Below are 26,287 nucleotides of genomic sequence, written 5' to 3'. Positions count from 1 at the left end.
TTACTGTTCGGTACCTGGCGTATTAATCATTCGGTTTAACCACGGCACCATAATGGCCATCACCACGGTGACCGCCAGCGTTACCAGACCAATTTTGCTAAAGACGCCGGTATAAATGGGCAGCGTCTGCAACGGATCGGTGATGTTTTCCGGTACGGCAGTGAAGGTCGCCACATAACCGCCGAGCAGGAAGGCGGCGGCCTGGGTCAGGAACCACATTCCCAGAATAAAGCCCATCAGATGCTGCGGCACCAGAGCGGCGACCATTGCCAGCCCCAGCGCGCTAATCAACAACTCGCCCAGACTCTGGAACAGATACACCAGCACGATAAACCACGGCGACGTCAATCCTTGCGCATCGGCAAACCACATCCCGGCGGCGGCGGTCAGAAAACCCAGCGCGCAGAGGAACATGCCGAGCGTAAACTTCATCGGCATAGTCAGATCTTTGCCTTTGCTACCCAGCCGGGTGTAAATCGCTGCCAGTACCGGACTGGCGACGACCACCCAGAATGGGTTCAGCGCCTGAAAACTCACCGGGTTAATGGCGAATCCAAGAATTTCATGATGCACGTTATTAATCGCAAAGAAGTTCAGCGAGGTAGGCATCTGCGCATACAGAATGTAAAACAGCACGGCTTCAATCATCAGAATAAACGCCACGAACATTTTATTGCGGCCGGTTTTATCCAGACGAAACGCTTCGCGAAAGAAGAAAATAGTGACGACGATAGAAAGGACGATGAGCACCAGATTGGCAATCTTAACGTTGTGCATCAGCCAGGCGCAGAGGAAAATCATGACGACGGTGCCGAGTAGTACCAGCAGCAAATTGCGAAAACGTAGCGGTTTATGATCCGGTTCAGAACCGATATTTTTCACCATGCCACGGCAGGCGAAGTACACCAGAAGCGCAACAATTAAACCAGCGCCGCACAGATTATAGGTCACCGCATAGCCAAATTTATCGGCAATCACCGGCGCCAGCGATAGCGATAACAAAGAACCGATGTTAATCGACATATAAAACAGGGTGAAAGCGCCATCCAGCCGGGGATCTTTAGGCTGATAGCATTTAGAGAGCAGGCTGGCGGGATTGGCTTTAAATAACCCGTTGCCCACGGCAATCGTACCCAGTGCGATAAAAATCAGATCGGGATTTAATAGCGACATGCCGGTCATAAAATAGCCAATCGCCAGCACAATTGCGCCCAGGACCAGGGTGCGTTTAGTCCCTAACAGATGGTCGCCAACATAGCCGCCGATGGAGATCAGGCCATAAACCAGTGCTGCAAAAGCGCCAAAGGTAATAAAGGCCTGTTCCTGAGAAAAACCCAATTGTTTAACGAAAAAGACCGCCAGGATGCCCTGGACGCCGTAATAGCCAAATCGTTCCCATAATTCTACAAAAAAGATCATGAAGAATGGACGAGGTTGCTGCAGCAAGCCCGTAGGTGCAGTTGTATTCATATTCCTTCGCCTTTTAATGCCATCCCGAAACGTATGAGCGCGTATATCAAAACGCGCCGAAAAGACTTACCCTGATATAGACTGCGGTTATTAGCCTGATCAATAGGTTATTATACAAATGATACGCAAACTAATTAGTGGATCACACTAATTATGTTTGGTGTGATGGAATGATGTACTGAGTACTGCGAAGAAGGGGGGATAAACAAAACGCCCACATAAGCGGGCGTTGTTGTTGATAGCCGGAATTTGCCTGATGGTTCAGGCCAACCTGATTGACTATAGACCAGACGCGGTCTTAGCCGCCAGCCGGCACGGCAAGTATTACTCTTCTTCGTCGCGCAGCGGCACAATCAGCATGTCAACGTGAACGGTGTTGATCAGCTGGCGCGCAGAAGACATCAGTTTGCTCCAGAAGTCCTGGTGATGACCGCAAACGACCAGATCCATATCGTATTTCTTGATGGCATCAACCAGCACCTGGCCCAAATCGCCGCTACCGCTCAGGGTTTCAGTGATAGGGTAGCCAGCGTTGGTAGACAGCTCGGTCAGCGCGTGGTGGGTTTCTTCGGAGATACGTTTCTGCATATCGCCCAGATTGACGTCAATCAGACCGGTGTACAGGTCAGAATAGTTCACATCAACGTGGATGAGGGAGATTTTCGCGTTGTAGGGGCGCGCCATAGAGACCGCTTTTTCAACCAGAACTTTACTTTCCGGGGAGAGATCAACTGCGATAAGAATGTGTTTATAAGCCATAGTGTTACTCCTTCCATAAGTTGTCGATGACCATTGAGCTACTGGCGTTTCTTATGCCGCCGCGTCACCCGCGTCCTGCGAACTCTATGCGCGGGGCTAGCTCAGCCGTTTACCATAACTATCCTTACATTATAGCGACCAGGATAATCCGTCAATCTGCCTTGCTTGCCAGTTAGTTAAACAAAATTTCTAGGGAATTGCATTGATAGTGATTAACCTTCTGGTAAAAAAATTAACTGATCTCCTACAATGTGTATAAGAGCCGTTCGAATGCGGAGCGCTAATATGGACGGCTTTCGTAGTACTCTTTCACTGATTGTCTGGCAGGGTATCGGGGAGCGGTAGTCCCGGAGAGGAACTCCGTGGGCGGGTCGCCGGGGAGGAGATATGATAAGCACCGTCTCACTATTCTGGGCTTTATGTGTCGTTTGCATTGTTAATATGGCGCGCTATTTCTCATCGCTACGCGCACTGTTAGTGGTACTTCGTGGTTGCGATCCTTTGCTCTATCAATATGTCGATGGCGGCGGCTTCTTTACCACGCATGGTCAGCCCAACAAACAGGTGCGCCTGGTATGGTATATCTACGCTCAGCGCTATCGCGATCATCATGATGAAGAATTTATTCGCCGTTGTGAACGCGTGCGCCGCCAGTTTCTGCTGACCAGCGCGTTATGCGGTTTGGTGGTGGTGAGCTTGATTGCGCTCATGATTTGGCACTGAATAAAAAAAGCGGGCCAGTTTCCTGACCCGCTCGTATTAGATAAGCCTCCGGATGACGCCGCTTATAGCGGCCTATCAGGCCTGTGTCGTTTCATCCTGACAGGCCGGATTAGCGACAGCGCTATCCGGCCCATTTGGCTTAAATAATCTTCAGGGAAAGCCAGTACAGCACGCCGGAAAGAATAATCGCCGCCGGTAACGTAAATACCCAGGCCATCAGAATGCTGGTCACGGTTTTACGCTGCAACCCGCCGCCATCAACGACCATGGTTCCCGCCACTGAAGAGGAGAGTACGTGAGTGGTAGAAACTGGCATACCGGTGTAGCTGGCAAGACCGATAGAGACTGCCGCCGTCATCTGCGCCGACATTCCCTGCGCATACGTCATGCCTTTTTTACCAATTTTCTCGCCGATAGTGGTCGCCACGCGACGCCAGCCGATCATCGTACCAATACCCAGCGCCAACGCCACTGCCATAATGATCCACACTGGCGCATACTCAATGGTGCTTAACATATCGGTCTTCAGCTTTTTCAGCAGGCGCTGGTCATCGCTGCTTACGCCAGGCAATTTCACGACTTTGTCGGTCGTGTCGGAAATGCACAGCATAATGCGACGCAACTGACTACGCTGTTCAACGCTTAACTTGTCGTAGCTTTCCACGTTTGCCAGCATCCCTTTCGCACGGTTAAGCGCGTTAATGGTGTTAGCCGGATGGCAGTGGAATTCAGTCGGTTCAGTCGCGCCCGGTTCCGGAGAGGGAATCAGTTGGTCAACGCCGGTGACGGCTTTCAGCAGGTCAGGACGCTGCTCAAAGTACGTTTCGACATTGTTGATAGCATCGCGCGTACGGGTGATTTCGTAGCTGGAGGCATTCATATTGACCACGAAACCCGCAGGCGCGACGCCAATCAGCACCAGCATGACCAGGCCAATGCCTTTCTGACCATCGTTCGCGCCATGCGAAAACGCCACGCCGATAGCGGAGAGGATCAGCGCGATACGCGTCCAGAACGGCGGCTTTTTCTTGCCGTCTTTCTTTTCACGTTCGGCTGGCGTCAGGTGGATACGGGCGCGTTTCTTAGTACCGCTCCAGTAGCGGCGCAGCAAGAAAATCAGACCGCCGGCGAATACCAGACCGACAATAGGGGAGATAATGAGTGAACCGAAAATATTGATAACTTTCGGGATGTTAAGCGCATCCACCACTGACGTGCCGGTCATCATCGCATTGGTTAAACCGATGCCGATAATGGCGCCAATCAGCGTGTGGGAACTGGACGCCGGCAACCCGAAATACCAGGTACCGAGGTTCCAGATAATCGCCGCCAGCAACATGGAAAAGACCATAGCGAGGCCGTGCGCGGAACCCATGTTGAGCAGGAGATCCGTCGGTAGCATATGCACAATGGCATACGCCACGCTGAGACCCCCCAGCAAAACGCCAAAAAAGTTAAACACCGCCGCCATGACAACCGCCAGCTGCGAACGCATCGCACGGGTGTAAATCACGGTTGCGACTGCATTGGCTGTGTCATGGAAGCCGTTAATCGCTTCGTAGAACAGCACAAAAGCCAGAGCAAGCAATAATAAAAGCCCGGTATGTAAATCCAGGCCAGCAAACAAATGTAGCATAGGACGTTACGCCATTTTGAGGACATGAACGCGGCGCATTATCAGTGACTTTGGCGGCGCGGGCAAAGTGAAATATAGACTTTTTTTGATGTACTTCGTGCTTTGTTTGATATCACTAAAGAATTATCTTATATATTTCAGATAAATACCATTTTCAGGCGCTTTTCGCGCTGGTGCGACCACTGAGGAAACTTTACAATTCCCGCCCGAATTTGAGAGAGGAAGGCGACGTGGAAAGGTTTGATGCCGTTATTATAGGCGCTGGCGCAGCGGGCATGTTTTGCGCCGCGCAGGCAGGACAGGCGGGTAGCCGCGTGCTGCTCATCGATAATGGCAAGAAGCCAGGACGTAAAATCCTCATGTCCGGCGGTGGGCGCTGCAACTTTACTAATCTTTATGTTGAGCCTGCTGCGTATTTGAGCCAGAACCCCCATTTTTGTAAATCAGCGTTAGCCCGCTATACCCAGTGGGATTTTATCGATCTGGTCGACAGGTATGGGATAGCCTGGCATGAGAAAACGCTGGGACAGCTTTTTTGCGATGATTCCGCCCAACGCATTGTCGATATGCTGGTTGCCGAGTGCGACAAAGGCGGCGTAACGATGCGCCTGCGTAGCGAGGTATTGAGCGTCGAGCGTGATGAGTCGGGTTTCATACTGGCGTTGAACGGCGAGACGGTGACTACGCAAAAGCTGGTGATTGCCAGCGGCGGCCTGTCGATGCCGGGGCTTGGCGCATCGCCGTTTGGCTATAAAATCGCCGAACAGTTTGGTCTCAGAGTGTTGCCGACGCGCGCCGGGCTGGTGCCCTTTACGCTACATAAGCCGCTGTTAGAACAGCTCCAGACGCTGTCTGGCGTCTCTGTGCCCTGCGTGATTACCGCCCGCAATGGCACGGTATTTCGGGAAAACCTACTTTTTACCCATCGTGGGCTGTCCGGCCCCGCCGTTTTACAGATTTCCAGCTACTGGCAACCGGGCGAGTTAGTGAGCATTAACTTATTGCCGGATCTCTCGCTGGAAGACGTTCTCAATGAACAGCGTAACGCGCACCCGAACCAGAGTCTGAAGAACACGCTGGCGATGCATCTGCCGAAACGGTTGGTGGAGTGTTTACAACAGTTGGGGCAGATCCCGGATGTATCGCTCAGGCAGTTGAACGTTCGTGACCAGCAGGCGTTGGTTGACACGCTTACGGCCTGGCAAGTGCAGCCTAACGGCACCGAAGGCTATCGGACAGCGGAAGTGACGCTGGGCGGCGTGGATACAAACGAACTATCATCGCGGACTATGGAAGCGCGCCGCGTGCCGGGTCTCTATTTTATTGGCGAAGTGATGGACGTCACCGGCTGGTTGGGCGGCTATAACTTCCAGTGGGCCTGGTCGAGCGCCTGGGCCTGTGCGCAGGATTTGGCGGCAAAACGCTAAGTACCATTACAAACAATAAGCGAATAGACATCCCGGACAGAGGTGTTAGTATCGATTTATAGCAGTTATGAGTATGCGTGTTTCATTTACGGCCAGGAACGCTGATGATGACAACATTACTCCCTCTTTTCCGGGTACCTACATCATTCACTCCCTTTGACGGCGAGCGCTTCATCGGCGTCTGTTCGTCGTCTGGCCCCTTTTCTTTTTTCATTCTTATCCCGAATGGAAACCCCCGCTGAGCGCACGCCCGGCGGACTTTGTGACACGCATGGTTAGACAACAGGGATTACGGCGGGTCGATTATGGACAAAATGAAGCGTCATCTGGTGTGGTGGGGAGCGGGGATTCTTGTGGCGGTGGCCGCGATAGCCTGGTGGATGCTGCGCCCTGCGGGAATACCGGAGGGGTTTGCCGCCAGCAACGGCAGAATTGAAGCCACCGAAGTGGATATTGCCACTAAGATTGCCGGGCGTATTGATACCATCCTCGTTTCGGAAGGGCAGTTCGTTCGTCAGGGCGAGGTGCTGGCGAAAATGGATACCCGCGTGCTGCAGGAGCAGCGGCTGGAGGCGATTGCGCAGATTAAAGAGGCCGAAAGCGCGGTTGCCGCCGCCCGTGCCTTGCTGGAGCAACGCCAGAGTGAAATGCGCGCCGCGCAGTCGGTCGTCAAACAGCGGGAAGCTGAGCTGGACTCCGTCTCTAAACGTCACGTGCGTTCCCGTTCGCTGTCGCAGCGTGGCGCGGTATCTGTACAACAGTTAGATGACGATCGCGCGGCGGCGGAAAGCGCGCGCGCCGCCCTGGAGACCGCCAAAGCGCAGGTATCTGCGGCAAAAGCGGCGATTGAGGCGGCGCGTACCAGTATTATCCAGGCGCAAACGCGCGTGGAAGCGGCGCAGGCGACCGAGCGGCGTATTGTCGCCGACATCGACGACAGCGAATTAAAAGCGCCGCGCGATGGACGCGTGCAGTACCGCGTTGCGGAGCCGGGCGAAGTGTTATCGGCTGGCGGCCGGGTGTTGAACATGGTCGATCTCAGCGACGTTTATATGACATTTTTCCTGCCGACCGAACAGGCTGGGTTGTTGAAGATCGGCGGCGAAGCGCGACTGGTGCTGGACGCCGCGCCGGATCTGCGTATTCCGGCGACGATCAGTTTTGTCGCCAGCGTGGCGCAGTTCACGCCCAAAACCGTGGAAACCCACGATGAACGGCTGAAGCTGATGTTCCGCGTCAAAGCGCGTATTCCGCCAGAGCTGCTGCGACAGCATCTGGAATATGTCAAAACCGGTTTGCCGGGAATGGCCTGGGTTCGTCTGGATGAGCGCGTGCCCTGGCCTGACGCTCTAAGCGTGAGGCTGTCGCAATGACGTCGCTGACGCTGGTGCCTGTTCCTCCCGTGGCGCAGCTTGAGGGGGTGAGCCAGCATTACGGAAAAACGGTCGCGCTGAACAATATCACGCTGGACATTCCCGCCCGTAGTATGGTCGGGCTGATTGGTCCGGACGGGGTGGGTAAGTCGAGCCTGCTGTCGCTGATTTCTGGCGCGCGGGTGATTGAGCAAGGGAACGTTATCGTCCTGGGCGGCGATATGCGCGATGCGAAACATCGCCGCGACGTCTGTCCGCGCATCGCCTGGATGCCGCAGGGGCTGGGGAAAAACCTTTATCACACGTTATCGGTTTATGAGAACGTCGATTTTTTCGCTCGTCTCTTTGGTCATGACAAAGCTGAACGCGAAGCGCGTATTACCGAGCTGCTGAACAGCACCGGCCTGGCGCCGTTTCGTGACCGTCCTGCCGGGAAGCTGTCCGGTGGGATGAAACAAAAGCTGGGGTTGTGCTGTGCTCTGATTTATGACCCGGAATTGCTGATTCTTGATGAGCCTACCACCGGCGTGGACCCGCTCTCCCGCGCTCAGTTCTGGGACTTAATCGACAGTATCCGCCAGCGCCAGACCAATATGAGCGTGTTGGTCGCAACGGCCTATATGGAAGAGGCGGAGCGTTTTGACTGGCTGGTGGCGATGAATGCGGGCGAGATACTGGCAACCGGCAGCGCGCAGCAACTGCGGGCAAAAACCCATAGCGCGACGCTGGAACAGGCGTTTATCGCCCTGTTGCCAGAAGCGCAGCGCCAGGCGCATAAGCCGGTGGTGATCCCGCCGTATCACGCTGAGCAGGAAGAGATTGCCATTGAGGCGAAAGATCTGACCATGCGCTTCGGTAAGTTCGTCGCGGTTGACCATGTTAATTTCCGTATTCCGCGCGGCGAGATTTTTGGCTTCCTCGGTTCAAACGGTTGCGGCAAATCGACCACCATGAAAATGCTGACCGGTCTGCTTCCCGCCAGCGAAGGCCAGGCCTGGCTATTTGGCCAGCCGGTAGACCCGAACGACATCGACACCCGTCGCCGGGTCGGGTATATGTCGCAGGCTTTTTCGCTCTATAACGAACTCACCGTGCGGCAGAATCTGGAACTTCATGCCCGCCTGTTTCATATTCCGCCAGCGGAGATCCCGGCGCGCGTCGCGCAGATGATCGAACGCTTTATGCTAACGGAGGTGGAAGATACGCTCCCCGCTTCGTTGCCGCTCGGTATCCGCCAGCGTTTATCGCTGGCGGTAGCGGTGATCCATCGCCCGGAAATGCTGATTCTTGATGAGCCAACGTCCGGCGTTGATCCGGTCGCCAGGGATATGTTCTGGCAGCTTATGGTCGATCTTTCGCGTCAGGATAAGGTGACGATTTTTATCTCGACCCATTTTATGAACGAAGCGGAACGTTGCGACCGAATGTCATTGATGCACGCCGGTAAAGTGCTCGCCAGCGGTACGCCGCAGGAATTGGTGCAACAGCGGGGCGCGGCCAATCTGGAGGCGGCGTTTATTTCCTGGCTACAGGAAGCTGCGGGAGCGGCGCCTGAAACCCCAATACCGCCATCCCAGACGCCCGCCGCGTCAGGTAAACCGTCGCGGCAGGGATTGAGCTTCCGGCGTTTGTTCAGCTACAGTCGCCGCGAAGCGCTGGAGCTACGCCGCGATCCGGTACGCTCGACGCTGGCGCTGCTGGGAACGGTAATTCTGATGCTGATTATGGGCTATGGCATCAGTATGGACGTGGAGAACCTGCGTTTTGCCGTCCTCGATCGTGACCAGACCGTCAGTAGTCAGGCATGGTCGCTCAATCTGGCGGGATCCCGCTATTTTATCGAACAGCCGCCGCTCGCCAGCTATGACGAGCTTGACCGGCGGATGCGTTCGGGAGAGCTGGCGGTTGCCATTGAGATCCCGCCTAATTTTGGCCGCGATATTGCTCGCGGTACGCCAGCGCAGATTGGCGTCTGGGTGGATGGCGCCATGCCCAGCCGCGCCGAGACGGTGAAGGGGTACGTTCAGGCGATGCACCAAAGCTGGCTGCAGGAGGCGGCAAGTCGTCAGCCGAACCCGGTTAAACAGGTCGGGCTGCTCAATATTGAAACGCGCTATCGCTATAACCCGGATGTGAAAAGTCTGCCCGCTATCGTTCCGGCGGTCATTCCGCTGCTGCTCATGATGATCCCGTCAATGCTTAGCGCCCTGAGCGTGGTGCGGGAGAAAGAGCTGGGGTCGATGATTAATCTGTACGTAACGCCGACGACGCGCAGCGAATTTTTGCTGGGTAAACAACTGCCGTATATCGCGCTGGGTATGCTGAACTTCTTGCTACTGTGCGCGCTGTCGGTCTTTGTGTTCGGCGTGCCGCTGAAAGGCAGCTTTCTCACGCTTACCCTCGCGGCGCTGCTTTATGTCATCATCGCCACCGGTCTGGGGCTGCTGATCTCCACGTTTATGAAGAGCCAAATCGCCGCTATTTTTGGGACGTCGATTATTACCCTCATTCCGGCAACACAATTTTCCGGCATGATCGATCCGGTGGCTTCGCTGGAAGGACCGGGAAGATGGATCGGCGAGATCTACCCGACCAGTCATTTTCTGACGATCGCGCGCGGGACGTTTTCCAAAGCGTTGGATCTGTCCGATCTCTGGCCGTTATTTATGCCGTTACTGATTGCCGTCCCGGTGGTGATGGGTCTGAGCATTCTGCTGCTGAAAAAACAGGAGGGGTAATGCGCGGATTACGTAATATTTATAACCTCGGCGTCAAAGAACTGCGCAGTCTGCTGGGCGACAAAGCGATGCTGGCGCTGATCGTCTTCGCCTTTACGATTTCGGTTTACTCCTCTGCTACCGTCCTGCCCGGTTCGTTGCATCTTGCCCCTATCGCCATCGCCGATATGGATCAGTCGCAGTTGTCGAACCGTATTGTGAATAGTTTTTACCGCCCGTGGTTTCTGCCGCCGGAGATGATTACGGCAACGGAAATGGATGCCGGACTGGATGCCGGACGCTATACCTTTGCGGTCAATATTCCGCCGAATTTCCAGCGTGATGTGCTGGCCGGACGTCAGCCTGATATTCAGGTTAACGTCGATGCGACGCGCATGAGCCAGGCGTTTACCGGCAACAGTTATATCCAGAATATTATTAGCGGCGAGGTCAACAGCTTTGTGGCGCGCGCGCGGGGAGATAACGTTCAGCCGGTGTCGCTGGAGATTCGGATGCGCTTTAACCCGAATCTCGACCCGGCGTGGTTTGGCGGCGTGATGGCGATTATCAACAACATTACCATGCTGGCGATAGTGCTGACCGGGTCGGCGCTGATCCGCGAGCGAGAACACGGCACGGTAGAGCATCTGTTAGTGATGCCGGTCACGCCCTTTGAGATCATGATGGCGAAAGTGTGGTCGATGGGGCTGGTCGTGCTGGTGGTTTCCGGTTTGTCTTTGATGCTGATGGTGAAAGGCGTACTTGGCGTACCGATTGAAGGATCGATCCCATTGTTTATGTTGGGCGTGGCGCTGAGCCTGTTCGCCACCACTTCAATTGGGATTTTTATGGGCACCATCGCCCGTTCGATGCCGCAGCTGGGGTTATTAATGATTCTGGTGCTGTTGCCGCTACAAATGCTCTCCGGCGGTTCCACGCCGCGCGAAAGTATGCCGCAGGCGGTGCAGGATATTATGCTGACCATGCCGACGACGCATTTTGTCAGCCTTGCCCAGGCTATTCTTTATCGCGGCGCAGGTTTGAGTATCGTCTGGCCGCAGTTCCTGACCCTGCTGGCGATAGGCGGCGTGTTCTTCCTGATAGCGCTGTTACGCTTCAGAAAAACGATTGGCACAATGGCGTAAACATTATTGCCGGATGGCGGCTGCGCCTCATCCGGCCTACAAACGACAGACGTGCGAACGTAGGCCGGGCAAGCGAAGCGCCCCCGGCGTTAGTCTTCTTTCGGCAAACACTGCAAGTGGCCGTGGCGCACGCCGCGCTGGGCGATAACATCATCGGCAAAATGCTGTACGTCGCCCATATCGCCCTTCAGAACGGCGATCTCCAGACAGTCATCGTGGTTGATATGGACGTGCAGCGTGGCGACGGATAAATCATGATGATGATGCTGGGTGGAGACGATGCGGCTGGCTAAATCCCGTTTCTCATGTTCATAAACATATGAAAGTACCGCGAAACCCTGTGTGCCGTGTTCCTGAGTGGCCTCCTGCGCCAGAGCGCCGCGCAGAATATCACGGATCGCTTCGGAGCGATTGTTATAGCCGCGTCGCTGGCTCAGGCTGTCCAGCGTTTCCAGTAAATCGTCATCGAGGGTGATGGTGACACGTTGCATCTGACTTAAACCTTTTGGTATGGCGCGTCGGCGCATGGGAAGCTCCGCATTTTGTAACACACGTCCGCCGCCAGAGGGAAAAATTAATGTGTCATAGCGCTTTCGTTATCGTCTGCGGCGTCAGCGTAAACGGTGTGGGGGTACAGACTGCCAGACTGAGCGTATCGAGCTGACACTGGCTGACCGACAAGGCAGAGGGCAACGTGCTGTCCACGCTGACGATTTGCCAGGCGCTGCCGCCGCGTTGTTTTACGATGGCTTCTTTACGCGTCCAGATACGCCAGAATGCCGCCAGTTGTTGCTCCGGACGTTCCGCTTCCATTTCAGCATGTTCGCCGAGGCTGAATACCGCATTTGCCAGCGAACGCCAGTTATCGCGCGGGCGGATCACTTCAATATCGCAGCCGACTTCACCTTCGTCGCTAAGCAACAGAGCAATAGTGTCGCCGCTATGACTGAGGTTAAACCACAGCGGCGCTCCGGCGGAAAAAGCCGGTTTACCCTGTTCGCCATACACCATCTCCGGTAGCGGCGAGAGCGCACGGGAAAGCAGCACGCGCCCGGCCAGCCAGCTTGCCCGGCGAACGCCCTGCGGCGCCTGAGCGATTAACGCGTCGGGCAATTGACCTGCGCTTAATGTTGACACTTTTCCCAGAACGACCTGGTACATATCAGGACCAACGTTGCCTATGAAGAAGAGGAGATTGTAGCATCTGTCGCCTCATCCCGGTAAACGGCTTTTCGGTCGGCCTGGCCCCAGTAAGATCGCCAGTTTGCTGCCGCCTTTAGTGGTTTCCATCCAGATTTTGCAGACGCTGGTCAAAGGAACGGACAAGAGCATCCCGACCGGGCCTAATAGCCATCCCCAGACCAATAACGAAAGAAATACCACCAGCGTGGACATTCCCAGACGATGGCCCATCATGCGTGGCTCCATAATGTTGCCAATCACCATATGGACCACCAAAAAGAGCGCGCCGACCAGTACGCACTCGTAAAAACCGTTAAATAACAGCGCCTGAATCATGGGGGGAACGGCGGAAATCACCGAGCCGATATTAGGAACGTAATTGAGCAAAAAGGCCAGTACGCCCCACATTAGCGCAAACTGAATACCCATTAACGCCAGTCCCAGCCAGATAATCGCGCCCGTCCATAAACTGAGCAGCGTTTTCAGCGCCAGATAATGCGAGACGCCTTTCAGGGCGCGGTGCAGGCCGGCAATATGGATTTGTGGATTGTTTAGCGCGAAACGTAATTTATAAGGCACGTGACGCACCTCAAACAGCATAAAAACCACGGTCATCACCAGCAGCACAATGCTTGCCATCGCGCCCGATACGCCGGTCATTAATGTTGTGGTGAAGAGCATGATTTTATCGGAATCCATCCCGCGGAGCATACGTTCCGGAGACATATGTAAATTCAGGAAGGGCATTAACTCCTGAAGGTGTAAGACCTTACGCGTCAGCTCCTTGCTGTATTTAGGCAGCATAGCGATAAATTCATTAAGCGATGCGGCAAGCACACCCACCAGCGCGGTAAGCACGATCAGCATGACGACCACCACGATAGTAATCGCCAGCGGTCGCTTCACGCCCCGACGAATAAACCAGGTCACTAATGGATTAAGAACAATGGCGAAAAAGAGCGCCAGCAAGAGTTGTACAATAATATCCGCCGCGGCATGAATCCCGGCGAGAATAATAACCAGGGAGGCCAGTTTCAGCAGAATATGCATACCCGTTTTGTCGGGTTGAGCGGTTGCCATGAAGTTTTCCTTGTTGTGTTTTTTTCTAAGTGTAGCGGCTGCCCTGATACCGATAATCTGAATCTCACTACTGATTTTCACCGCGCGCCATGATAGAAAAGAAAACATGTTGTAAAAATGCGGTGATACTCATGCCCGAACCCGTCGCTGAACCGGCGCTAAACGGATTGCGCCTCAATCTGCGTATTGTCTCCATTGTGATGTTTAACTTTGCCAGCTACCTGACCATCGGCCTGCCGCTCGCCGTCTTGCCCGGCTATGTGCATGATGCGATGGGATTCAGCGCGTTCTGGGCGGGGCTTATTATCAGCCTGCAATACTTCGCCACTCTGTTAAGCCGTCCCCATGCCGGGCGGTATGCGGATGTATTAGGGCCGAAAAAAATCGTTGTCTTTGGCTTATGCGGCTGTTTTTTAAGCGGACTCGGCTACCTGCTGGCGGATATCGCCAGCGCCTGGCCGATGATCAGTTTGTTGCTACTGGGGCTGGGTCGCGTGATTTTAGGGATTGGGCAAAGTTTTGCCGGCACCGGTTCGACACTGTGGGGCGTCGGCGTCGTCGGGTCGTTGCATATTGGTCGGGTCATCTCCTGGAACGGTATCGTCACCTACGGCGCAATGGCGATGGGCGCGCCGCTGGGCGTGCTGTGTTATGCCTGGGGCGGGTTACAGGGACTGGCGCTAACGGTGATGGGCGTGGCGCTGTTGGCGGTACTGTTAGCCCTTCCACGTCCGTCGGTGAAGGCGAACAAAGGCAAGCCGCTACCGTTTCGCGCGGTGCTGGGGCGTGTCTGGCTGTATGGTATGGCGTTGGCGCTGGCCTCGGCAGGGTTTGGCGTCATCGCGACGTTTATTACCTTATTTTATGATGCTAAAGGCTGGGATGGCGCCGCTTTTGCGCTCACGTTATTTAGCGTCGCGTTTGTCGGCACGCGTTTGCTGTTCCCTAACGGCATCAATCGTTTAGGCGGGTTGAATGTCGCCATGATCTGCTTTGGCGTGGAGATTATTGGTCTGTTACTGGTGGGAACGGCAGCCATGCCGTGGATGGCAAAAATCGGCGTTTTACTCACGGGGATGGGTTTTTCTCTGGTCTTTCCGGCGCTGGGCGTGGTGGCCGTCAAAGCCGTGCCGCCGCAGAACCAGGGTGCGGCGCTGGCGACCTATACCGTCTTTATGGATATGTCTTTGGGGGTTACCGGGCCGCTGGCAGGGCTGGTGATGACCTGGGCGGGCGTGCCGGTGATTTATCTGGCGGCGGCCGGGCTGGTAGCGATGGCGCTATTGCTGACCTGGCGCTTAAAAAAACGGCCTCCGTCTGCACTGCCGGAGGCCGCATCATCGTCGTAAAGGTTACTTAATAACCAACGTATTGATGATGTTTTCAGCCGTGGTTTGCGCTTTTTGCTGATTGTCCGCAGGCAGCGTGACCTGAATCGTCAGCAATTGGTTATCCACTTTGCCCAGCACGATGGAAGAATACGCCGTCTGGCCCTTCGCGGAGATAATGCTGTCCAGTTGTTGCAACGTATGGCCTTTGAGCTCAATAGACTTATTGGTGACGACCTGAAGCTGCGGGTCGCGGCTACGCTGTTGCTCAAGCAGGCGGTTTGCCAGCACCGGCAACGCTTCATCGGTATTATCGCCGACGATAACAATCACCGCTTTCTGGCCCGTCGGGTCAGAATAAACGTGCATATTATTCGCCTGGGTGCCCAGCTTACCGCTTTGATCGGTCATATCCGCCGGCAGCGAGAAACTGAGTTTGCCATCCATCAGGCTGATGGGCTGACCGGATGCCTGGCTTTCCGCGGCGGCGCTTTCTGCCGACGCTTTTGTATCGTTGTTATCACAGGCCGCAAGCCCCATAACCAGCAGGCCAATACCGGCATATTTAACCAAATTGCGCATTGACTTCTTCCTTTCGATAAACGGCCATAACGGCTCATTCGCTCATCTTATCACAACTCGGAAAACGAACCTTTAACTTGCCGGTAATGGGGAAATTTCAGATTTATCTGCCAGCTTTTTCAGCAACATATTCAGTAGAACGCCGTACATCGGCAGGAAGAAAATAATGCTGATGAGCACCTTAAAGCAATAATCCACCAGCGCAATTTCCATCCAGTGCCCGGCCATAAAGGCATCGGGGCTTCGCCAGAACGCAATGAAGAAAAAGGCAAGGGTATCGCTGATATTGCCAAACAGCGTTGAAGCGGTCGGCGCCAGCCACCAGCGACGATTTTGGCGCAGGCGGTTAAACACATGGACATCAAGGATCTGTCCCAGCGCGTAGGCCATAAAGCTGGCGGCGGCGATACGGGCGACAAACAGATTAAAGTTCGCCAGCGCGGCGAAACCTTGCCAGGCGCCCATATAGAACAGCGATGACACCACATATGACACCAGCAGCGCAGGGATCATGACGGCGAAGATAATGCGGCGCGCCAGCGGTGCGCCAAAAATACGCACGGTAAGATCGGTGGCGAGAAAAATAAAAGGAAAACTAAACGCGCCCCAGGTCGTGTGGAAACCAAAAATAGTGATGGGGAGCTGCACCAGATAGTTACTGGAAATGATCACCAGTAAATGGAATAGCGATAGCCAGAACAACGCTTTTATGCGCTGTGATTGTGTAAACGGAGTCATATTGTGACCTTTTTGTTGGATGGGGTGAGGGAACCCAATAAAGAACCGCCGCATAATACTGTTTTGCGCTGGCATTGCAATGGCTAATTTTCACGCAATCGTTAACCTGCCTGGCTTACTGACGAAGATGGGCGTAAAATATCGCCGTTTTTCTACCATTGAGACGAAGATGAGCGATCTGTTTTCCTCCCCTGACCATACGCTTGACGCCCTGGGGCTGCGTTGCCCTGAACCGGTAATGATGGTGCGCAAAACGGTGCGCAACATGCAAACTGGCGAAACATTGCTGATTATCGCCGACGATCCGGCGACGACGCGTGATATTCCGGGGTTCTGTACCTTTATGGAACACGATTTGCTGGCGCAAGAGACGGAGGGTCTGCCGTACCGTTATTTATTGCGTAAAGCGCATTAACTGCACGGCAGATACTATTCTGATTAGAAGCTTTCCCAGTTCGCCTGTTCTGCGGCGGGCTGTGGCGTTAAACCTTTGCTTAACGTCGTTGGCGACGCCTCCCGACGAGGCTGTTTCTGGATGCGGAACGCGGCGACCGCCTGACGAAGTTCGTTAGCCTGATCTTCCAGCGCCGCCGCCGCTGCTGCGGATTCTTCTACCAGCGAGGCGTTTTGCTGCGTCACGCTGTCCATTTCCGATACCGCCTGCGCCACCTGCTCAATGCCTTTGCTTTGCTCATCGGAGGCAGAGGCGATTTCGCCCATAATATCGGTCACGCGGGTCACGGCGTTGACGATCTCTTTCATGGTTTCTCCCGCTTCGCGTACCTGCGTAGAGCCGGTATCAATGCGCGACACGGAGTTTTCAATCAGTACTTTGATCTCTTTGGCGGCCTGCGCGCTACGGCTGGCCAACGTGCGTACCTCTCCGGCCACGACCGCGAATCCTCGCCCCTGTTCGCCGGCGCGGGCGGCTTCTACCGCGGCGTTCAGCGCCAGGATATTAGTCTGGAAGGCGATACCGTCAATCACGCTGGTGATGTCCACAATTTTTTCCGAGCTTTCGGCGATATCGTTCATGGTGCTCACTACGTTATCCACCACGCGTCCTCCTTTACGCGCGGTTTCTGATGCGGTTTTCGCCAGACCCGTCGCCTGTCGTGCGTTATCGGTGTTTTGCCGTACCGTGGCGGTTAACTGTTCCATGCTGGCGGCGGTCTCCTCCAGCGCCGAGGCCTGCTGTTCGGTACGGGAAGAGAGGTCGCTGCTGCCGGCGGAAATTTCGCCTGCGCCAGTATAGATAGAGTCTGCGTTATCGCGCACCGCGCTGACGGTACGGATTAACGACTGCTGCATCGTTTTGAGACCGGCGGCCAGTTGGCCCATTTCACTGCGTCCTTCAGCCTCTATCTCATGGGTAAGATCGCCGTCGGCGATCGTTTGAATGTGCGCCATAATCCGTTGCAGCGGGCGGAGTAGAACGCGTTGCAGCCCCAGCCAGATAAACGCCAGCACGATGAGTACGATAAGTAGAATTATCCCCAGCGTCCATTGCATCTGGGTAAAGCTGCTCTGATTCTGATCGCTGGCTAATTTTATTAATTGCGCATTTTGAGAGAGCCACTGGTCATATACCTGCTCCATGTCATCCTGCGCTTTTTGCGCGTCAAGGTTGCCATAGGCGGCGTAATTATCGGCTTTAAGATAGTGGATAGACTGCTGCAAAACGTCATACATCTGCTTAAAGCTGGCTTCGGCCTGGGCATCCAACGCCGGATCTTTGCCCGCGATCGCTTCGGAGTTCACGTAGTTGTTGAAATGTTTTTCCGCTTCGTTGAGCGACGCGCCAGCGTTGGTTAACAGCGTGTTCATGGCGTCCAGTGAGGCGGGATCGCGCTGATTTTTTAACATGCGTATCGCCACGCGGTTAATGGTGACGCGGGTTTCGATCAATGTCTGAAAACTGCCGCCCAGTTCCTGTTGTTGGTAACTCAGTGCGCTCGCATTCTGGAAATTCAGCCGATCGCTGCTGACGGCGGAATAAAACAGTATTCCTGTCACCAGCAATAAGGCGCTAAATATGCCCAGCGTCGCGATAACGCCGGTGATGACTTTGATATTTTTCATAGTGCCTAACATTCCTTATTTTGTAGACGGTATGATCAATATCGGTTGGATAAAAATTAACCTTACATCAAATCACGCTATTTCTGATTAATGGTTTGATAAGTAATAGAAAATAAATAATTTTCGCGTGAATAATATGAACAAAGAAAGGAATATCGCGGGATAACCCGGCGACACGACGCCGCCGGGCGGGAGAAGATTAGTTTTTACGCAGCAAACGTAGCGCGTTGGCGGTCACCAATACCGTGGCTCCCGTATCCGCCAGGATTGCCAGCCATAGCCCGGTAAAACCCAGTAGCGTCGTCACCAGGAAAATAGCTTTCAGCCCCAGCGCAATGGTGATGTTCTGCCGGATATTCGCGTGGGTAGCGCGCGCCAGCGTAATCATCTGCGCTAACCCGCGCAGACGGTTATGAGTAAGGGCGGCGTCAGCCGTTTCCAGCGCGACGTCAGTACCGCTGCCCATAGCAATTCCGATACTGGCGGCTTTCATCGCGGGCGCATCGTTAATGCCGTCGCCCACCATGGCCAGCGGCGCTTGTTGGTTAAGGGCGGTGACTGCCCGCACCTTGTCTTCCGGCAGTAGCCCGGCTTTAAACGCCAGATCCAGCTCGCCGGCAATCGCTGCCGCCGCCCGTGGGTTATCGCCAGTCAGAATCACGCCGTTAACGCCTAACTGATGCAGATCGCGGATGGCGTCGCGCGCATCGTCACGCAACGTATCCTGGAGGGCGAGGACGCCAACAACGGTCTCGTTACGCAGCACCAGAACCACCGTCTGCCCGGCGTTTTCCAGTTCGCTAATTTGCCCGGCAAACGCTGCCGCAGGCTGTTTTCCCGCCGCGCAAATCAGAATACGTTCGCCGTTAACCTGCGCTTCAATCCCGGTGCCAGCCAGCGTTCGCTGCGATTCCGCCGTCGGGATCGCCAGATCGCGTGTCTGCGCTTCGCGGACAATAGCCTGTGCCAGCGGGTGCGTAGCGCCTTGTTCTACGGCTGCCGCCAGCGCCAACAGTTCAGCTTCGCTGATACCGCTTGCCGGATGAATCGCCGTCACCCGTGGTTTACCAATGGTCAACGTACCGGTTTTATCAAAGGCGACCTGCGTGATACGGCCCAGTTGCTCCAGCGCTGCGCCGCCTTTAATCAATGCGCCGCGCCGTGCCGCCGCCGCCAGCCCGGAGGTAATGGCCGCGGGCGTGGAGATCACCAGCGCGCACGGGCAACCGATGAGCAGCAGCGTCAGCCCTTTATAAATCCACTCCTGCCAGCCGCCATCGAACATCAGCGGCGGAATAAGCGTCACCAGCAGCGCGATGACCATAATGACTGGCGTATAGATGCGGCTGAAACGGTCAATAAACCGCTCAATGGGCGCACGGCGCTCTTCCGCCTCTTCAATCAGCGTCAGGATACGGTCAATCGCGCTGGCGCCAGGTTCAGATAGCACCTCCAGGGTGACGAGACGGTCAACGCTGGTCGCGCCTGCCGGGACTTTGTCGCCCGTTGCGCGCTCCACCGGGATAGACTCGCCGGTGAGCGCGCTTTCATCAAAGCTGGCGAAACCGGAAACCAGTTTACCGTCGGCGGGTAAACGCCCCCCGGCGGCGACTTCGATAATATCGCCCGGTCGCAGGGTATTAATAGCGACCTCTTCCCGTACGCCGTCGCGCAGACGGGTCGCCGTTTCCGGTTTAAGCGCCATTAACGCGCTGACGCCTTTACGGGCGCGGCTGGCGGCCCATCCTTCCAGGCGCTCGCCGATGAGGAACAGCAGCAATACCATTGCCGCCTCCGCCGTCGCGCCAATAAACAGCGCGCCAATGGCGGCGACGCTCATCAGCGTTTCAATAGCGAACCAACTGCCGCTTTTCATCAGTCGCAGCGCCTGGCGGGCAATAGGATACAGACCGACCAGGGTGGTGGCGATAAAGGCCAGTTGGCCGAACGGGTGGTTAAATTGCTCCAGCCCCCAGCTTATCGCCATCATAATGATCAGCGTAATAAGCGGCAGGTTCTCTTTAAGACGAGATTCAGGTGCGGCGTCGCGCGAATCTTCACTACGCAAGGTATAACCCGCCTTCTGTACGGCGTGTTCAATTTGCGCGCGAAGGTCGGCGTCGGCATCGACCACTAACTTTTCGGTGGCGAACAGCACTTGCGCCTGGTTGACGCCGCGAATTTGGCGTACCGCATTCTCCACTTTTCGGGCGCAGGCGGCGCAGTCCATGCCGGAGATTTTCCAGGTATAGCGCGTGCCTGCCATGGCAGTAGAAACAGGCGCGCTGGACGCGCAATGTTCTTCGCAGCAGCAGCTATCGGCCTTCTGTATTGCCGGGGCTAATCTGAAGGAGGTAAAGGGCGGGACTTTTTTGCCATCGGTATCAGGGGTCGACATAACGTCCTCCGGTTGATGATAATTTTCTCATTAACCGGAGGATACACTCTGGAGTCGACTCCAGAGTCAAGCGCTATTATTTACAGGTACAGCGAGCGAACAATCAGGAAGTGTCCTGCAAAGTAGCAGGCGGCGGCAATCGCGTTATCCGCCCGGAAACGGCGGCGGTAATGGCTACCCAGCCAGACGATATTGCCGATGAACAGCAGCGTCGCGCCGGTAAAGGCCGAAAGGGCTGGCGCCGTTGGGCGGAAGAACCACAGTTCGCCCGCCAGCCAGACCATGACCAGCGTCATGGCGATAAAAGTACATACCGGCCAGCGTAGCTCCTCCAGTCGCGTCCAGATAACGGCGATAAGCAACGCGCCGACTATCAGTAACGCCAGCGGCAGCGGCCAGAAGAACGACAACGTCATTTGGCTGGCAAAGTAAATGGTGTAGAGCAGATGCGATAAGAAAAATGCCCCGACGGCGTACAGCAGGCGTTGACGCGGTAAGAGCGTTAACGCATCGCCGACCAGCGAGGCGCACAGTCCGGCCAACACAAGATAACTGATGGCGTCAAACATCGGCGCTTGCCAGGCCAGTAACAGCAACAGTAATAACGTGACGGGCTTAAAAACCCAGCGTTGCCAGGCTGGCCCGCGATAGGAGGCGTCCACATACAGCCATGCGGACAGGCAGACAGCGATAAACGACCAAAGCATCTTAATTCCTTGAATTCGTTATTTTTTCGCAAACGGTATGCTTGCGGCTCTATTATTCAGTGTAGAGGCCGTGACGGTCAGATGACAACACTATAACGGGCAGGGTATGCTTATTTCCGCATTTTCTGACAGGTTAACAGTATGAGTAAGCCACCGCTTTTCTTCATTATAATCATTGCATTAATCGTAGTTGCCGCGTCGTTCCGCTTCGTTCAGCAACGGCGGGAAAAAGCCGCTAATGAGGCGGCGCCGTTACAGCAAAAGCAGGTCGTGGTCAGCAATAAACGGGAGAAGCCGGTTAATGACCGACGCTCTCGCCAGCAGGAAGTGATCCCGGCGGGAACCAGTATGCGCTATGAGGTCAGTTTTAAGCCGCTCAATGGCGGTCTGGAAAAAACGTTCCGTTTACAAGCGCAGCAGTACCACGCTTTGACGGTGGGCGATCAAGGTACGCTGAGCTATAAGGGAACGCGGTTCGTCGGGTTTGTTAGCCGTACCCCGGATAACGAATAAACCGTCATCCGGCAGCAAACGTTATTTTTTGTTCTTAAACTTCTTCTGCCAGACCAGCAGCTCAAACACGCCGAACAGGAAAATGCGGATTTTCTCTCCCGTCGTCATCTGCGGACCCGCTTTCGGTATCGTTGATTTCAGCAGCGCCAGTTGCATACCGTGCATCAGCGCCATGAACACCAACGCCACGTTGACGAAGATATTGAGCGGGCGCGGGAAGGGATGCACCAGATTAAGAATCAAAAATGCCCACACGAAGAGCATTAATAAGCGGCCCAGATTAATCAACATCATTTTCTCCTTGCGCGTCGCGCTGATACAGACGATAAGCGACCTGTCCGGCCACCTTTTCTCGATACAATGCCCAGTTCGCCGGAACGGGCGGCAGACCGTTTTCCACCTCGCTTTCTACGTAGATTAGCGCGTCGTCGGCCAGCCATCCCTGGGTTTCCAGCAATTGTAACGTCTCTTCCAGCAGCCCTTTACGAAACGGCGGGTCGACAAAGACGACGTGATGCGGCGTCCCCGGCTGGCTGAGGAAGGTCAGAGTATTGGTATTGACGACGCGAGCATTGTTGGCTTTCAGCGTCGCCAGATTTTTTTGCAACTGCTGCGATACGGCGCGATCCATTTCCAGTAACGTTGCCTGGGCCGCATAACGTGATAGCGCTTCCAGACCCAGCGCGCCGCTGCCGGCAAAGCAATCCAGACAATGGGCGTCTACCATTACCGGAGCCAGCCAGTTAAATAACGTTTCGCGCACGCGATCGGTGGTGGGACGCAGACCCGGGCTGTCCGGAACCGGTAATTTACGGCCACGCCATTGCCCGCCAATAATGCGGATTTGGCCGCTGCCAGAGTGAGTCGGTTTTTTCATTTCTCTTGCTCGAACCGCCTGTTGCAAGTTATTCCAGGCGGTGATGTGAATTAAGTTAAGTGATAGACTATTTCATCATTTTTTTAGCTTCCATGTATATAGCGCCGCGAGGGGTGTAGTCGCAGATGGCAAAACAGAAAAAACGTGGCTTCTTTTCCTGGTTGGGCTTCGGTGATAAAGAGCAGAAGCAGGAACAGACCGAAGAACAGCAGATTGTTGAGGAACAACGACCGGTTGAGCCCCCTGTTGAAACGGCGGCAGACGTAGACGCGCAAACGCCCGCGCACAGCAAAGCAGAAACAGAAGCCTTTGCGGAAGAGGTGGTGGACGTTACTGAGAAAGTTCAGGAGAGCGAAAAACCGCAGCCGGTAGAGCCGGAGCCCGCGGCGGCCATTGAGACGGCAGCGCCGCAGATCGCAGTGGAACGCGAGGAATTGCCGCTGCCGGAAGAGGTCAAAGACGAGGCTATCTCGCCGGAAGAGTGGCAGGCCGAAGCGGAAACCGTAGAGGTCATTGCCGCGGTAGAAGAAGAGGGCGAAAACGCGGCGAAATTCACCGACGAAGAGCTGGAAGCGCAGGCGCTGGCCGCTCAGGCGGCGGAAGAGGCGGTGATGGTTGTTCCGCCGGCGGAAGAAGACGCGCCGGTGGAAGCGATCGTTCAGGAACAGGAAAAACCGACTAAAGAAGGTTTCTTTGCCCGCCTGAAACGCAGTCTGCTGAAAACCAAAGAAAATCTCGGTTCCGGATTTATCAGTCTGTTCCGCGGCAAGAAAATCGACGATGATTTGTTCGAGGAGCTGGAAGAGCAGTTGCTCATCGCTGATGTCGGGGTGGAAACCACGCGTAAGATTATCGCTAATCTGACGGAAGGCGCCAGCCGCAAACAGCTTAAAGATGCCGAGGCGCTGTATGGTCTGTTGAAAGACGAGATGGGCGAGATTCTGGCGAAGGTAGACGAACCGCTTAATATTGAAGGTAAAACGCCTTTTGTTATTCTGATGGTTGGCGTGAACGGCGTGGGTAAAACCACCACTATCGGTAAACTGGCGCGCCAGTTTGAGCAGCAGGGTAAATCAGTGATGCTGGCGGCGGGGGATACTTTCCGCGCGGCGGCGGTCGAACAGCTACAGGTCTGGGGACAGCGTAACAATATTCCGGTTATCGCCCAGCATACCGGCGCGGACTCCGCCTCGGTGATTTTTGACGCTATCCAGGCCGCGAAGGCGCGTAATGTGGATGTGTTAATTGCCGATACGGCAGGGCGTCTGCAGAACAAGTCGCACCTGATGGAAGAGCTGAAAAAAATCGTTCGCGTCATGAAAAAGCTGGACGAAGAAGCGCCACATGAAGTTATGCTGACCATTGACGCCAGCACCGGACAGAACGCGGTAAGCCAGGCCAAACTGTTCCATGAAGCGGTAGGCTTAACCGGTATTACCCTGACCAAGCTGGACGGTACGGCGAAAGGCGGGGTGATTTTCTCGGTAGCTGACCAGTTTGGCATTCCTATCCGTTACATTGGCGTGGGCGAACGTATCGAGGATTTGCGTCCGTTTAAGGCGGACGATTTTATTGAGGCACTTTTTGCCCGAGAGGATTAACAATGATTCGCTTTGAACATGTCAGCAAGGCCTATCTCGGCGGGAGACAAGCGCTGCAGGGAGTGACATTCCATATGCGGCCAGGCGAGATGGCGTTTCTGACCGGCCACTCCGGCGCGGGGAAAAGTACCCTGCTGAAGCTAATCTGTGGGATTGAGCGGCCCAGCGCCGGCAAAATCTTCTTCAGCGGGCATGATATTACGCGCTTGAAAAACCGCGAAGTGCCGTTTTTGCGCCGCCAGATTGGGATGATTTTCCAGGATCACCATCTGCTGATGGATCGCACGGTCTATGACAATGTGGCGATACCGTTAATCATTGCCGGCGCCAGCGGCGATGATATCCGTCGTCGTGTGTCGGCGGCGCTGGATAAGGTTGGACTACTGGACAAAGCGAGAAACTTCCCGATTCAACTCTCCGGAGGCGAACAGCAGCGCGTGGGCATCGCCCGCGCGGTGGTCAATAAGCCAGCGGTATTGCTGGCGGATGAACCGACCGGGAACTTGGACGACGCGTTGTCGGAAGGGATTTTACGTCTGTTTGAAGAGTTTAACCGCGTAGGGGTGACGGTACTGATGGCTACGCACGATATTGGACTTATCTCCCGTCGTTCCTATAGGCAGCTCGTCCTGAGCGATGGACATCTGCATGGAGGCCTGGCCAATGAATAGGCGCGACGCGATTAACCAAATCAGGCAGTTCGGCGGACGGCTGGATCGACTGCGTAAGTCTCGCGGCGGAACAGGCGGCGGGCGCAACGCGCCAGGACGCCAGAAGCCGACGCCGAAACCGAACTCACGTAAAACGAACGTCTTTAATGAGCAGGTGCGCTATGCCTGGCACGGCGCGCTGCAAGATCTGAAAAGCAAACCGCTGGCGACGTTTCTGACGGTGATGGTGATCGCCATCTCCCTGACGCTGCCCAGCGTCTGTTACATGGTCTATAAGAACGTCAACCAGGCGGCGACTCAGTATTATCCGTCGCCGCAGATCACCGTTTATCTGCAAAAAACGCTGGATGATGACGCGGCGGCGCGGGTTGTTGGGCAGCTTCAGGCCGAGCAGGGCGTTGAGAAGGTCAACTACCTGTCCCGTGAGGACGCGCTGGGAGAATTCCGCAACTGGTCGGGTTTTGGCGGCGCGCTGGATATGCTGGAAGAGAACCCGCTACCGGCGGTGGCGGTGGTGATCCCCAAGCTGGACTTTCAAAGTACCGCCTCGCTTAATACGCTGCGCGACCGTATCTCGCAGATTAACGGCATTGACGAAGTCCGCATGGATGATAGCTGGTTTGCGCGCCTGGCGGCGCTCACCGGGCTGGTGGGCCGCGTATCGGCGATGATCGGCGTGCTGATGGTCGCGGCGGTCTTCCTCGTTATCGGCAACAGCGTGCGCCTGAGCATTTTTGCCCGTCGCGACACCATTAACGTGCAAAAGCTGATTGGCGCGACCGATGGCTTTATCCTGCGTCCGTTCCTCTATGGCGGCGCGTTGCTCGGTTTTTCCGGCGCGTTTCTGTCACTGATATTGTCTGAAATTTTGGTGATGCGTTTATCATCGGCGGTGACTGAAGTGGCGCAGGTCTTCGGCACGAAGTTTGATCTCAATGGCTTATCGTTCGATGAGTGCCTGTTGCTGCTGCTGGTCTGTTCCATGATTGGCTGGATCGCCGCCTGGCTGGCCACGGTGCAACATTTACGTCACTTTACTCCCGATTGATAAAATCGTGGTATAATCTTTCCCTGCAATGGGCTTCCGTTCGCAGGGAAAGAGTCCCTGTTGTCTCTTCCCCGCGCGTCATCTTTATGTCACAAGATTTGTGCAAATTATGCACAGTGTTACATTGAACTTGTGGATAAAATCACTGTCTGATAAAAGAGTGGGTGATATTCTCGTTGCTCATCGGCTTTGGCACGGTTGTTGCTCGCTGACGGTGCCAGGCAATACTG

The 26,287-nt window shown here is 55.0% G+C and carries 24 protein-coding genes and 33 other annotated features; of the genes, 11 read left to right on the top strand and 13 right to left on the bottom strand.

Annotated elements, in window-relative coordinates:
• Both yhiP and uspA read right to left on the bottom strand, forming a co-directional pair.
• Positions 1-1,477 (bottom strand): putative POT family peptide transport protein gene (gene yhiP, locus STM3592; RefSeq protein NP_462493.1). Within the gene, positions 1-1,470 belong to an annotated coding region; the region does not span the whole gene.
• Positions 1,472-1,477: a ribosome-binding site (putative RBS for yhiP; RegulonDB:STMS1H003581), on the bottom strand. Its footprint overlaps the gene before it by 6 nt.
• 317 nt (positions 1,478-1,794) lie before the next feature.
• Positions 1,795-2,403 (bottom strand): universal stress protein A gene (uspA, locus tag STM3591; protein NP_462492.1). Within the gene, positions 1,795-2,229 belong to an annotated coding region; the region does not span the whole gene.
• Positions 2,237-2,242: a ribosome-binding site (putative RBS for uspA; RegulonDB:STMS1H003580), on the bottom strand. It overlaps the preceding gene by 6 nt.
• Positions 2,356-2,364 (bottom strand) — a protein binding site (putative binding site for FadR, RegulonDB: STMS1H000180).
• Positions 2,369-2,377: a -10 signal (putative -10_signal for uspA; RegulonDB:STMLTH004606), on the bottom strand.
• Positions 2,395-2,403 (bottom strand) — a -35 signal (putative -35_signal for uspA; RegulonDB:STMLTH004606).
• A gap of 69 nt (positions 2,404-2,472) precedes the next feature.
• Positions 2,473-2,481, bottom strand: a protein binding site (putative binding site for FadR, RegulonDB: STMS1H000178).
• A gap of 127 nt (positions 2,482-2,608) precedes the next feature.
• Positions 2,609-2,614: a ribosome-binding site (putative RBS for uspB; RegulonDB:STMS1H003579), on the top strand.
• On the opposite strand from uspA, the gene uspB reads away from it, so the two are divergent.
• Positions 2,609-2,952 (top strand): universal stress protein B gene (gene uspB, locus STM3590; protein NP_462491.1). Within the gene, positions 2,617-2,952 belong to an annotated coding region; the region does not span the whole gene. It overlaps the preceding feature by 6 nt.
• 139 nt (positions 2,953-3,091) lie before the next feature.
• On the opposite strand, the gene pitA is transcribed toward uspB, so the two are convergent.
• Positions 3,092-4,603 (bottom strand): low-affinity phosphate transporter gene (gene pitA, locus STM3589; protein NP_462490.1). Within the gene, positions 3,092-4,588 belong to an annotated coding region; the region does not span the whole gene.
• Positions 4,598-4,603: a ribosome-binding site (putative RBS for pitA; RegulonDB:STMS1H003578), on the bottom strand. It overlaps the preceding gene by 6 nt.
• A gap of 203 nt (positions 4,604-4,806) precedes the next feature.
• Positions 4,807-4,812, top strand: a ribosome-binding site (putative RBS for yhiN; RegulonDB:STMS1H003577).
• Here pitA and yhiN point away from each other — a divergent pair.
• The 4 genes from yhiN to yhhJ all read left to right on the top strand — a co-directional run bounded on the left by yhiN (position 4,807) and on the right by yhhJ (position 11,250).
• Positions 4,807-6,015 (top strand): putative periplasmic protein gene (gene yhiN / locus STM3588; RefSeq protein ID NP_462489.1). Within the gene, positions 4,819-6,015 belong to an annotated coding region; the region does not span the whole gene. Its footprint overlaps the feature before it by 6 nt.
• A gap of 294 nt (positions 6,016-6,309) precedes the next feature.
• Positions 6,310-6,315: a ribosome-binding site (putative RBS for yhiI; RegulonDB:STMS1H003576), on the top strand.
• The gene (gene yhiI / locus STM3587; RefSeq protein ID NP_462488.1) for a hypothetical protein occupies positions 6,310-7,388 on the top strand. Within the gene, positions 6,321-7,388 belong to an annotated coding region; the region does not span the whole gene. Its footprint overlaps the feature before it by 6 nt.
• A gap of 41 nt (positions 7,389-7,429) precedes the next feature.
• Positions 7,430-7,435 (top strand) — a ribosome-binding site (putative RBS for yhiH; RegulonDB:STMS1H003575).
• The gene (gene yhiH / locus STM3586; protein NP_462487.3) for a putative ABC-type multidrug transport system occupies positions 7,430-10,126 on the top strand. Within the gene, positions 7,436-10,126 belong to an annotated coding region; the region does not span the whole gene. (Overlaps the previous feature by 6 nt.)
• Positions 10,115-10,120, top strand: a ribosome-binding site (putative RBS for yhhJ; RegulonDB:STMS1H003574). (Overlaps the previous gene by 6 nt.)
• The gene (gene yhhJ / locus STM3585; protein NP_462486.1) for a putative ABC superfamily transport protein occupies positions 10,115-11,250 on the top strand. Within the gene, positions 10,126-11,250 belong to an annotated coding region; the region does not span the whole gene. Before yhiH ends, yhhJ begins: the two co-directional genes overlap by 12 nt.
• Positions 11,251-11,339: 89 nt before the next feature.
• Here the strand turns inward: yhhJ and nikR are convergent.
• From nikR to yhhT, 3 genes are all read right to left on the bottom strand, one after another.
• The gene (gene nikR / locus STM3584) for a nickel-responsive transcriptional regulator (protein NP_462485.1) occupies positions 11,340-11,755 on the bottom strand. Within the gene, positions 11,340-11,741 belong to an annotated coding region; the region does not span the whole gene.
• Positions 11,750-11,755: a ribosome-binding site (putative RBS for nikR; RegulonDB:STMS1H003573), on the bottom strand. It overlaps the preceding gene by 6 nt.
• 77 nt (positions 11,756-11,832) lie before the next feature.
• Positions 11,833-12,431, bottom strand: a protein-coding gene (gene acpT, locus STM3583) for a putative phosphopantetheinyl transferase (protein ID NP_462484.1). Within the gene, positions 11,833-12,411 belong to an annotated coding region; the region does not span the whole gene.
• Positions 12,426-12,431 (bottom strand) — a ribosome-binding site (putative RBS for acpT; RegulonDB:STMS1H003572). Its footprint overlaps the gene before it by 6 nt.
• Positions 12,432-12,462: 31 nt before the next feature.
• Positions 12,463-13,524, bottom strand: a protein-coding gene (gene yhhT, locus STM3582) for a putative PerM family permease (RefSeq protein ID NP_462483.1). Within the gene, positions 12,463-13,512 belong to an annotated coding region; the region does not span the whole gene.
• Positions 13,519-13,524: a ribosome-binding site (putative RBS for yhhT; RegulonDB:STMS1H003571), on the bottom strand. It overlaps the preceding gene by 6 nt.
• Before the next feature lie 77 nt (positions 13,525-13,601).
• Here yhhT and yhhS point away from each other — a divergent pair.
• Complete coding sequence (yhhS, locus tag STM3581; RefSeq protein NP_462482.3) at positions 13,602-14,861, top strand: putative MFS family transport protein; 1,260 nt, start codon at positions 13,602-13,604, stop codon at positions 14,859-14,861.
• A 3-nt stretch (positions 14,862-14,864) separates the two neighbouring features.
• Here the strand turns inward: yhhS and STM3580 are convergent.
• Together STM3580 and yhhQ are read right to left on the bottom strand one after the other, a co-directional pair.
• Positions 14,865-15,435, bottom strand: a protein-coding gene (locus STM3580) for a putative inner membrane lipoprotein (protein NP_462481.1). Within the gene, positions 14,865-15,422 belong to an annotated coding region; the region does not span the whole gene.
• Positions 15,430-15,435: a ribosome-binding site (putative RBS for STM3580; RegulonDB:STMS1H003570), on the bottom strand. It overlaps the preceding gene by 6 nt.
• A 59-nt stretch (positions 15,436-15,494) precedes the next feature.
• The gene (yhhQ, locus tag STM3579) for a putative integral membrane protein (protein NP_462480.1) occupies positions 15,495-16,171 on the bottom strand. Within the gene, positions 15,495-16,160 belong to an annotated coding region; the region does not span the whole gene.
• Positions 16,166-16,171, bottom strand: a ribosome-binding site (putative RBS for yhhQ; RegulonDB:STMS1H003569). It overlaps the preceding gene by 6 nt.
• A gap of 151 nt (positions 16,172-16,322) precedes the next feature.
• Positions 16,323-16,328, top strand: a ribosome-binding site (putative RBS for yhhP; RegulonDB:STMS1H003568).
• On the opposite strand from yhhQ, the gene yhhP reads away from it, so the two are divergent.
• The gene (gene yhhP, locus STM3578; protein NP_462479.1) for a small ubiquitous protein required for normal growth occupies positions 16,323-16,575 on the top strand. Within the gene, positions 16,330-16,575 belong to an annotated coding region; the region does not span the whole gene. Its footprint overlaps the feature before it by 6 nt.
• 23 nt (positions 16,576-16,598) lie before the next feature.
• Here the strand turns inward: yhhP and tcp are convergent.
• From tcp to yhhN, 3 genes are all read right to left on the bottom strand, one after another.
• Positions 16,599-18,249, bottom strand: a protein-coding gene (tcp, locus tag STM3577) for a methyl-accepting transmembrane citrate/phenol chemoreceptor (protein ID NP_462478.1). Within the gene, positions 16,599-18,242 belong to an annotated coding region; the region does not span the whole gene.
• Positions 18,244-18,249, bottom strand: a ribosome-binding site (putative RBS for tcp; RegulonDB:STMS1H003567). It overlaps the preceding gene by 6 nt.
• A 192-nt stretch (positions 18,250-18,441) precedes the next feature.
• Positions 18,442-20,652, bottom strand: a protein-coding gene (gene zntA, locus STM3576; protein ID NP_462477.1) for a P-type ATPase family. Within the gene, positions 18,442-20,640 belong to an annotated coding region; the region does not span the whole gene.
• Positions 20,647-20,652: a ribosome-binding site (putative RBS for zntA; RegulonDB:STMS1H003566), on the bottom strand. (Overlaps the previous gene by 6 nt.)
• 68 nt (positions 20,653-20,720) lie before the next feature.
• Positions 20,721-21,358 (bottom strand): putative inner membrane protein gene (gene yhhN, locus STM3575; RefSeq protein ID NP_462476.1). Within the gene, positions 20,721-21,347 belong to an annotated coding region; the region does not span the whole gene.
• Positions 21,353-21,358: a ribosome-binding site (putative RBS for yhhN; RegulonDB:STMS1H003565), on the bottom strand. It overlaps the preceding gene by 6 nt.
• 118 nt (positions 21,359-21,476) lie before the next feature.
• Positions 21,477-21,482, top strand: a ribosome-binding site (putative RBS for yhhM; RegulonDB:STMS1H003564).
• Between yhhN and yhhM the strand changes: the two genes are divergently transcribed.
• The gene (yhhM, locus tag STM3574; RefSeq protein NP_462475.1) for a putative inner membrane protein occupies positions 21,477-21,860 on the top strand. Within the gene, positions 21,489-21,860 belong to an annotated coding region; the region does not span the whole gene. Its footprint overlaps the feature before it by 6 nt.
• A gap of 21 nt (positions 21,861-21,881) precedes the next feature.
• Here yhhM and yhhL read toward each other — a convergent pair.
• Positions 21,882-22,163, bottom strand: a protein-coding gene (gene yhhL / locus STM3573; protein ID NP_462474.3) for a putative inner membrane protein. Within the gene, positions 21,882-22,154 belong to an annotated coding region; the region does not span the whole gene.
• The gene (gene yhhF / locus STM3572; protein ID NP_462473.1) for a putative methyltransferase occupies positions 22,141-22,755 on the bottom strand. Within the gene, positions 22,141-22,737 belong to an annotated coding region; the region does not span the whole gene. The genes yhhL and yhhF overlap by 23 nt, the downstream gene beginning before the upstream one ends.
• Positions 22,158-22,163: a ribosome-binding site (putative RBS for yhhL; RegulonDB:STMS1H003563), on the bottom strand. It overlaps the preceding gene by 6 nt.
• Positions 22,750-22,755: a ribosome-binding site (putative RBS for yhhF; RegulonDB:STMS1H003562), on the bottom strand. Its footprint lies within the gene yhhF.
• Positions 22,756-22,845: 90 nt before the next feature.
• Positions 22,846-22,851 (top strand) — a ribosome-binding site (putative RBS for ftsY; RegulonDB:STMS1H003561).
• On the opposite strand from yhhF, the gene ftsY reads away from it, so the two are divergent.
• The 3 genes from ftsY (at position 22,846) to ftsX (ending at position 26,057) form a co-directional block, all read left to right on the top strand.
• The gene (gene ftsY, locus STM3571) for a GTPase domain of cell division membrane protein (protein ID NP_462472.1) occupies positions 22,846-24,338 on the top strand. Within the gene, positions 22,863-24,338 belong to an annotated coding region; the region does not span the whole gene. Its footprint overlaps the feature before it by 6 nt.
• Positions 24,330-24,335 (top strand) — a ribosome-binding site (putative RBS for ftsE; RegulonDB:STMS1H003560). It overlaps the preceding gene by 6 nt.
• Positions 24,330-25,009, top strand: a protein-coding gene (ftsE, locus tag STM3570; protein NP_462471.1) for a putative ATPase involved in cell division. Within the gene, positions 24,341-25,009 belong to an annotated coding region; the region does not span the whole gene. The genes ftsY and ftsE overlap by 9 nt, the downstream gene beginning before the upstream one ends.
• Positions 24,987-24,992: a ribosome-binding site (putative RBS for ftsX; RegulonDB:STMS1H003559), on the top strand. Its footprint overlaps the gene before it by 6 nt.
• Positions 24,987-26,057, top strand: a protein-coding gene (gene ftsX, locus STM3569) for a putative integral membrane cell division protein (protein NP_462470.1). Within the gene, positions 25,002-26,057 belong to an annotated coding region; the region does not span the whole gene. Before ftsE ends, ftsX begins: the two co-directional genes overlap by 23 nt.
• Positions 26,006-26,016, top strand: a protein binding site (putative binding site for DnaA, RegulonDB: STMS1H000137). (Overlaps the previous gene by 11 nt.)
• Positions 26,030-26,040 (top strand) — a protein binding site (putative binding site for DnaA, RegulonDB: STMS1H000139).
• A 28-nt stretch (positions 26,058-26,085) precedes the next feature.
• Positions 26,086-26,106: a protein binding site (putative binding site for CRP, RegulonDB: STMS1H000079), on the top strand.
• 59 nt (positions 26,107-26,165) lie between these two features.
• Positions 26,166-26,186: a protein binding site (putative binding site for CRP, RegulonDB: STMS1H000043), on the top strand.
• Positions 26,187-26,188: 2 nt separating this feature from the next.
• Positions 26,189-26,204: a protein binding site (putative binding site for CRP, RegulonDB: STMS1H000111), on the top strand.
• Positions 26,190-26,200, top strand: a protein binding site (putative binding site for DnaA, RegulonDB: STMS1H000138). It overlaps the preceding feature by 11 nt.
• Positions 26,205-26,287 lie beyond the last annotated feature (83 nt).

The organism is Salmonella enterica subsp. enterica serovar Typhimurium str. LT2 (genome assembly GCF_000006945.2).
Lineage (GTDB): Bacteria > Pseudomonadota > Gammaproteobacteria > Enterobacterales > Enterobacteriaceae > Salmonella > Salmonella enterica.
The sequence above is the reverse complement of the archived record's forward strand: the minus strand, read 5'-3'. Positions and strand labels throughout refer to the sequence as shown.

Coding starts and splice junctions, on each gene's coding strand:
- yhhQ (NP_462480.1), bottom strand. CDS start 16,160: ATGACTCCGTTTACACAATCACAGCGCATAAAAGCGTTGTTCTGGCTA.
- uspA (NP_462492.1), bottom strand. CDS start 2,229: ATGGCTTATAAACACATTCTTATCGCAGTTGATCTCTCCCCGGAAAGT.
- yhhP (NP_462479.1), top strand. CDS start 16,330: ATGAGCGATCTGTTTTCCTCCCCTGACCATACGCTTGACGCCCTGGGG.
- yhhJ (NP_462486.1), top strand. CDS start 10,126: ATGCGCGGATTACGTAATATTTATAACCTCGGCGTCAAAGAACTGCGC.
- yhhM (NP_462475.1), top strand. CDS start 21,489: ATGAGTAAGCCACCGCTTTTCTTCATTATAATCATTGCATTAATCGTA.
- nikR (NP_462485.1), bottom strand. CDS start 11,741: ATGCAACGTGTCACCATCACCCTCGATGACGATTTACTGGAAACGCTG.
- uspB (NP_462491.1), top strand. CDS start 2,617: ATGATAAGCACCGTCTCACTATTCTGGGCTTTATGTGTCGTTTGCATT.
- yhhT (NP_462483.1), bottom strand. CDS start 13,512: ATGGCAACCGCTCAACCCGACAAAACGGGTATGCATATTCTGCTGAAA.
- ftsX (NP_462470.1), top strand. CDS start 25,002: ATGAATAGGCGCGACGCGATTAACCAAATCAGGCAGTTCGGCGGACGG.
- yhiI (NP_462488.1), top strand. CDS start 6,321: ATGGACAAAATGAAGCGTCATCTGGTGTGGTGGGGAGCGGGGATTCTT.
- zntA (NP_462477.1), bottom strand. CDS start 20,640: ATGTCGACCCCTGATACCGATGGCAAAAAAGTCCCGCCCTTTACCTCC.
- pitA (NP_462490.1), bottom strand. CDS start 4,588: ATGCTACATTTGTTTGCTGGCCTGGATTTACATACCGGGCTTTTATTA.
- ftsY (NP_462472.1), top strand. CDS start 22,863: ATGGCAAAACAGAAAAAACGTGGCTTCTTTTCCTGGTTGGGCTTCGGT.
- yhiP (NP_462493.1), bottom strand. CDS start 1,470: ATGAATACAACTGCACCTACGGGCTTGCTGCAGCAACCTCGTCCATTC.
- STM3580 (NP_462481.1), bottom strand. CDS start 15,422: ATGCGCAATTTGGTTAAATATGCCGGTATTGGCCTGCTGGTTATGGGG.
- ftsE (NP_462471.1), top strand. CDS start 24,341: ATGATTCGCTTTGAACATGTCAGCAAGGCCTATCTCGGCGGGAGACAA.
- yhhL (NP_462474.3), bottom strand. CDS start 22,154: ATGATGTTGATTAATCTGGGCCGCTTATTAATGCTCTTCGTGTGGGCA.
- tcp (NP_462478.1), bottom strand. CDS start 18,242: ATGAAAAATATCAAAGTCATCACCGGCGTTATCGCGACGCTGGGCATA.
- acpT (NP_462484.1), bottom strand. CDS start 12,411: ATGTACCAGGTCGTTCTGGGAAAAGTGTCAACATTAAGCGCAGGTCAA.
- yhhN (NP_462476.1), bottom strand. CDS start 21,347: ATGCTTTGGTCGTTTATCGCTGTCTGCCTGTCCGCATGGCTGTATGTG.
- yhhS (NP_462482.3), top strand. CDS start 13,602: ATGATAGAAAAGAAAACATGTTGTAAAAATGCGGTGATACTCATGCCC.
- yhhF (NP_462473.1), bottom strand. CDS start 22,737: ATGAAAAAACCGACTCACTCTGGCAGCGGCCAAATCCGCATTATTGGC.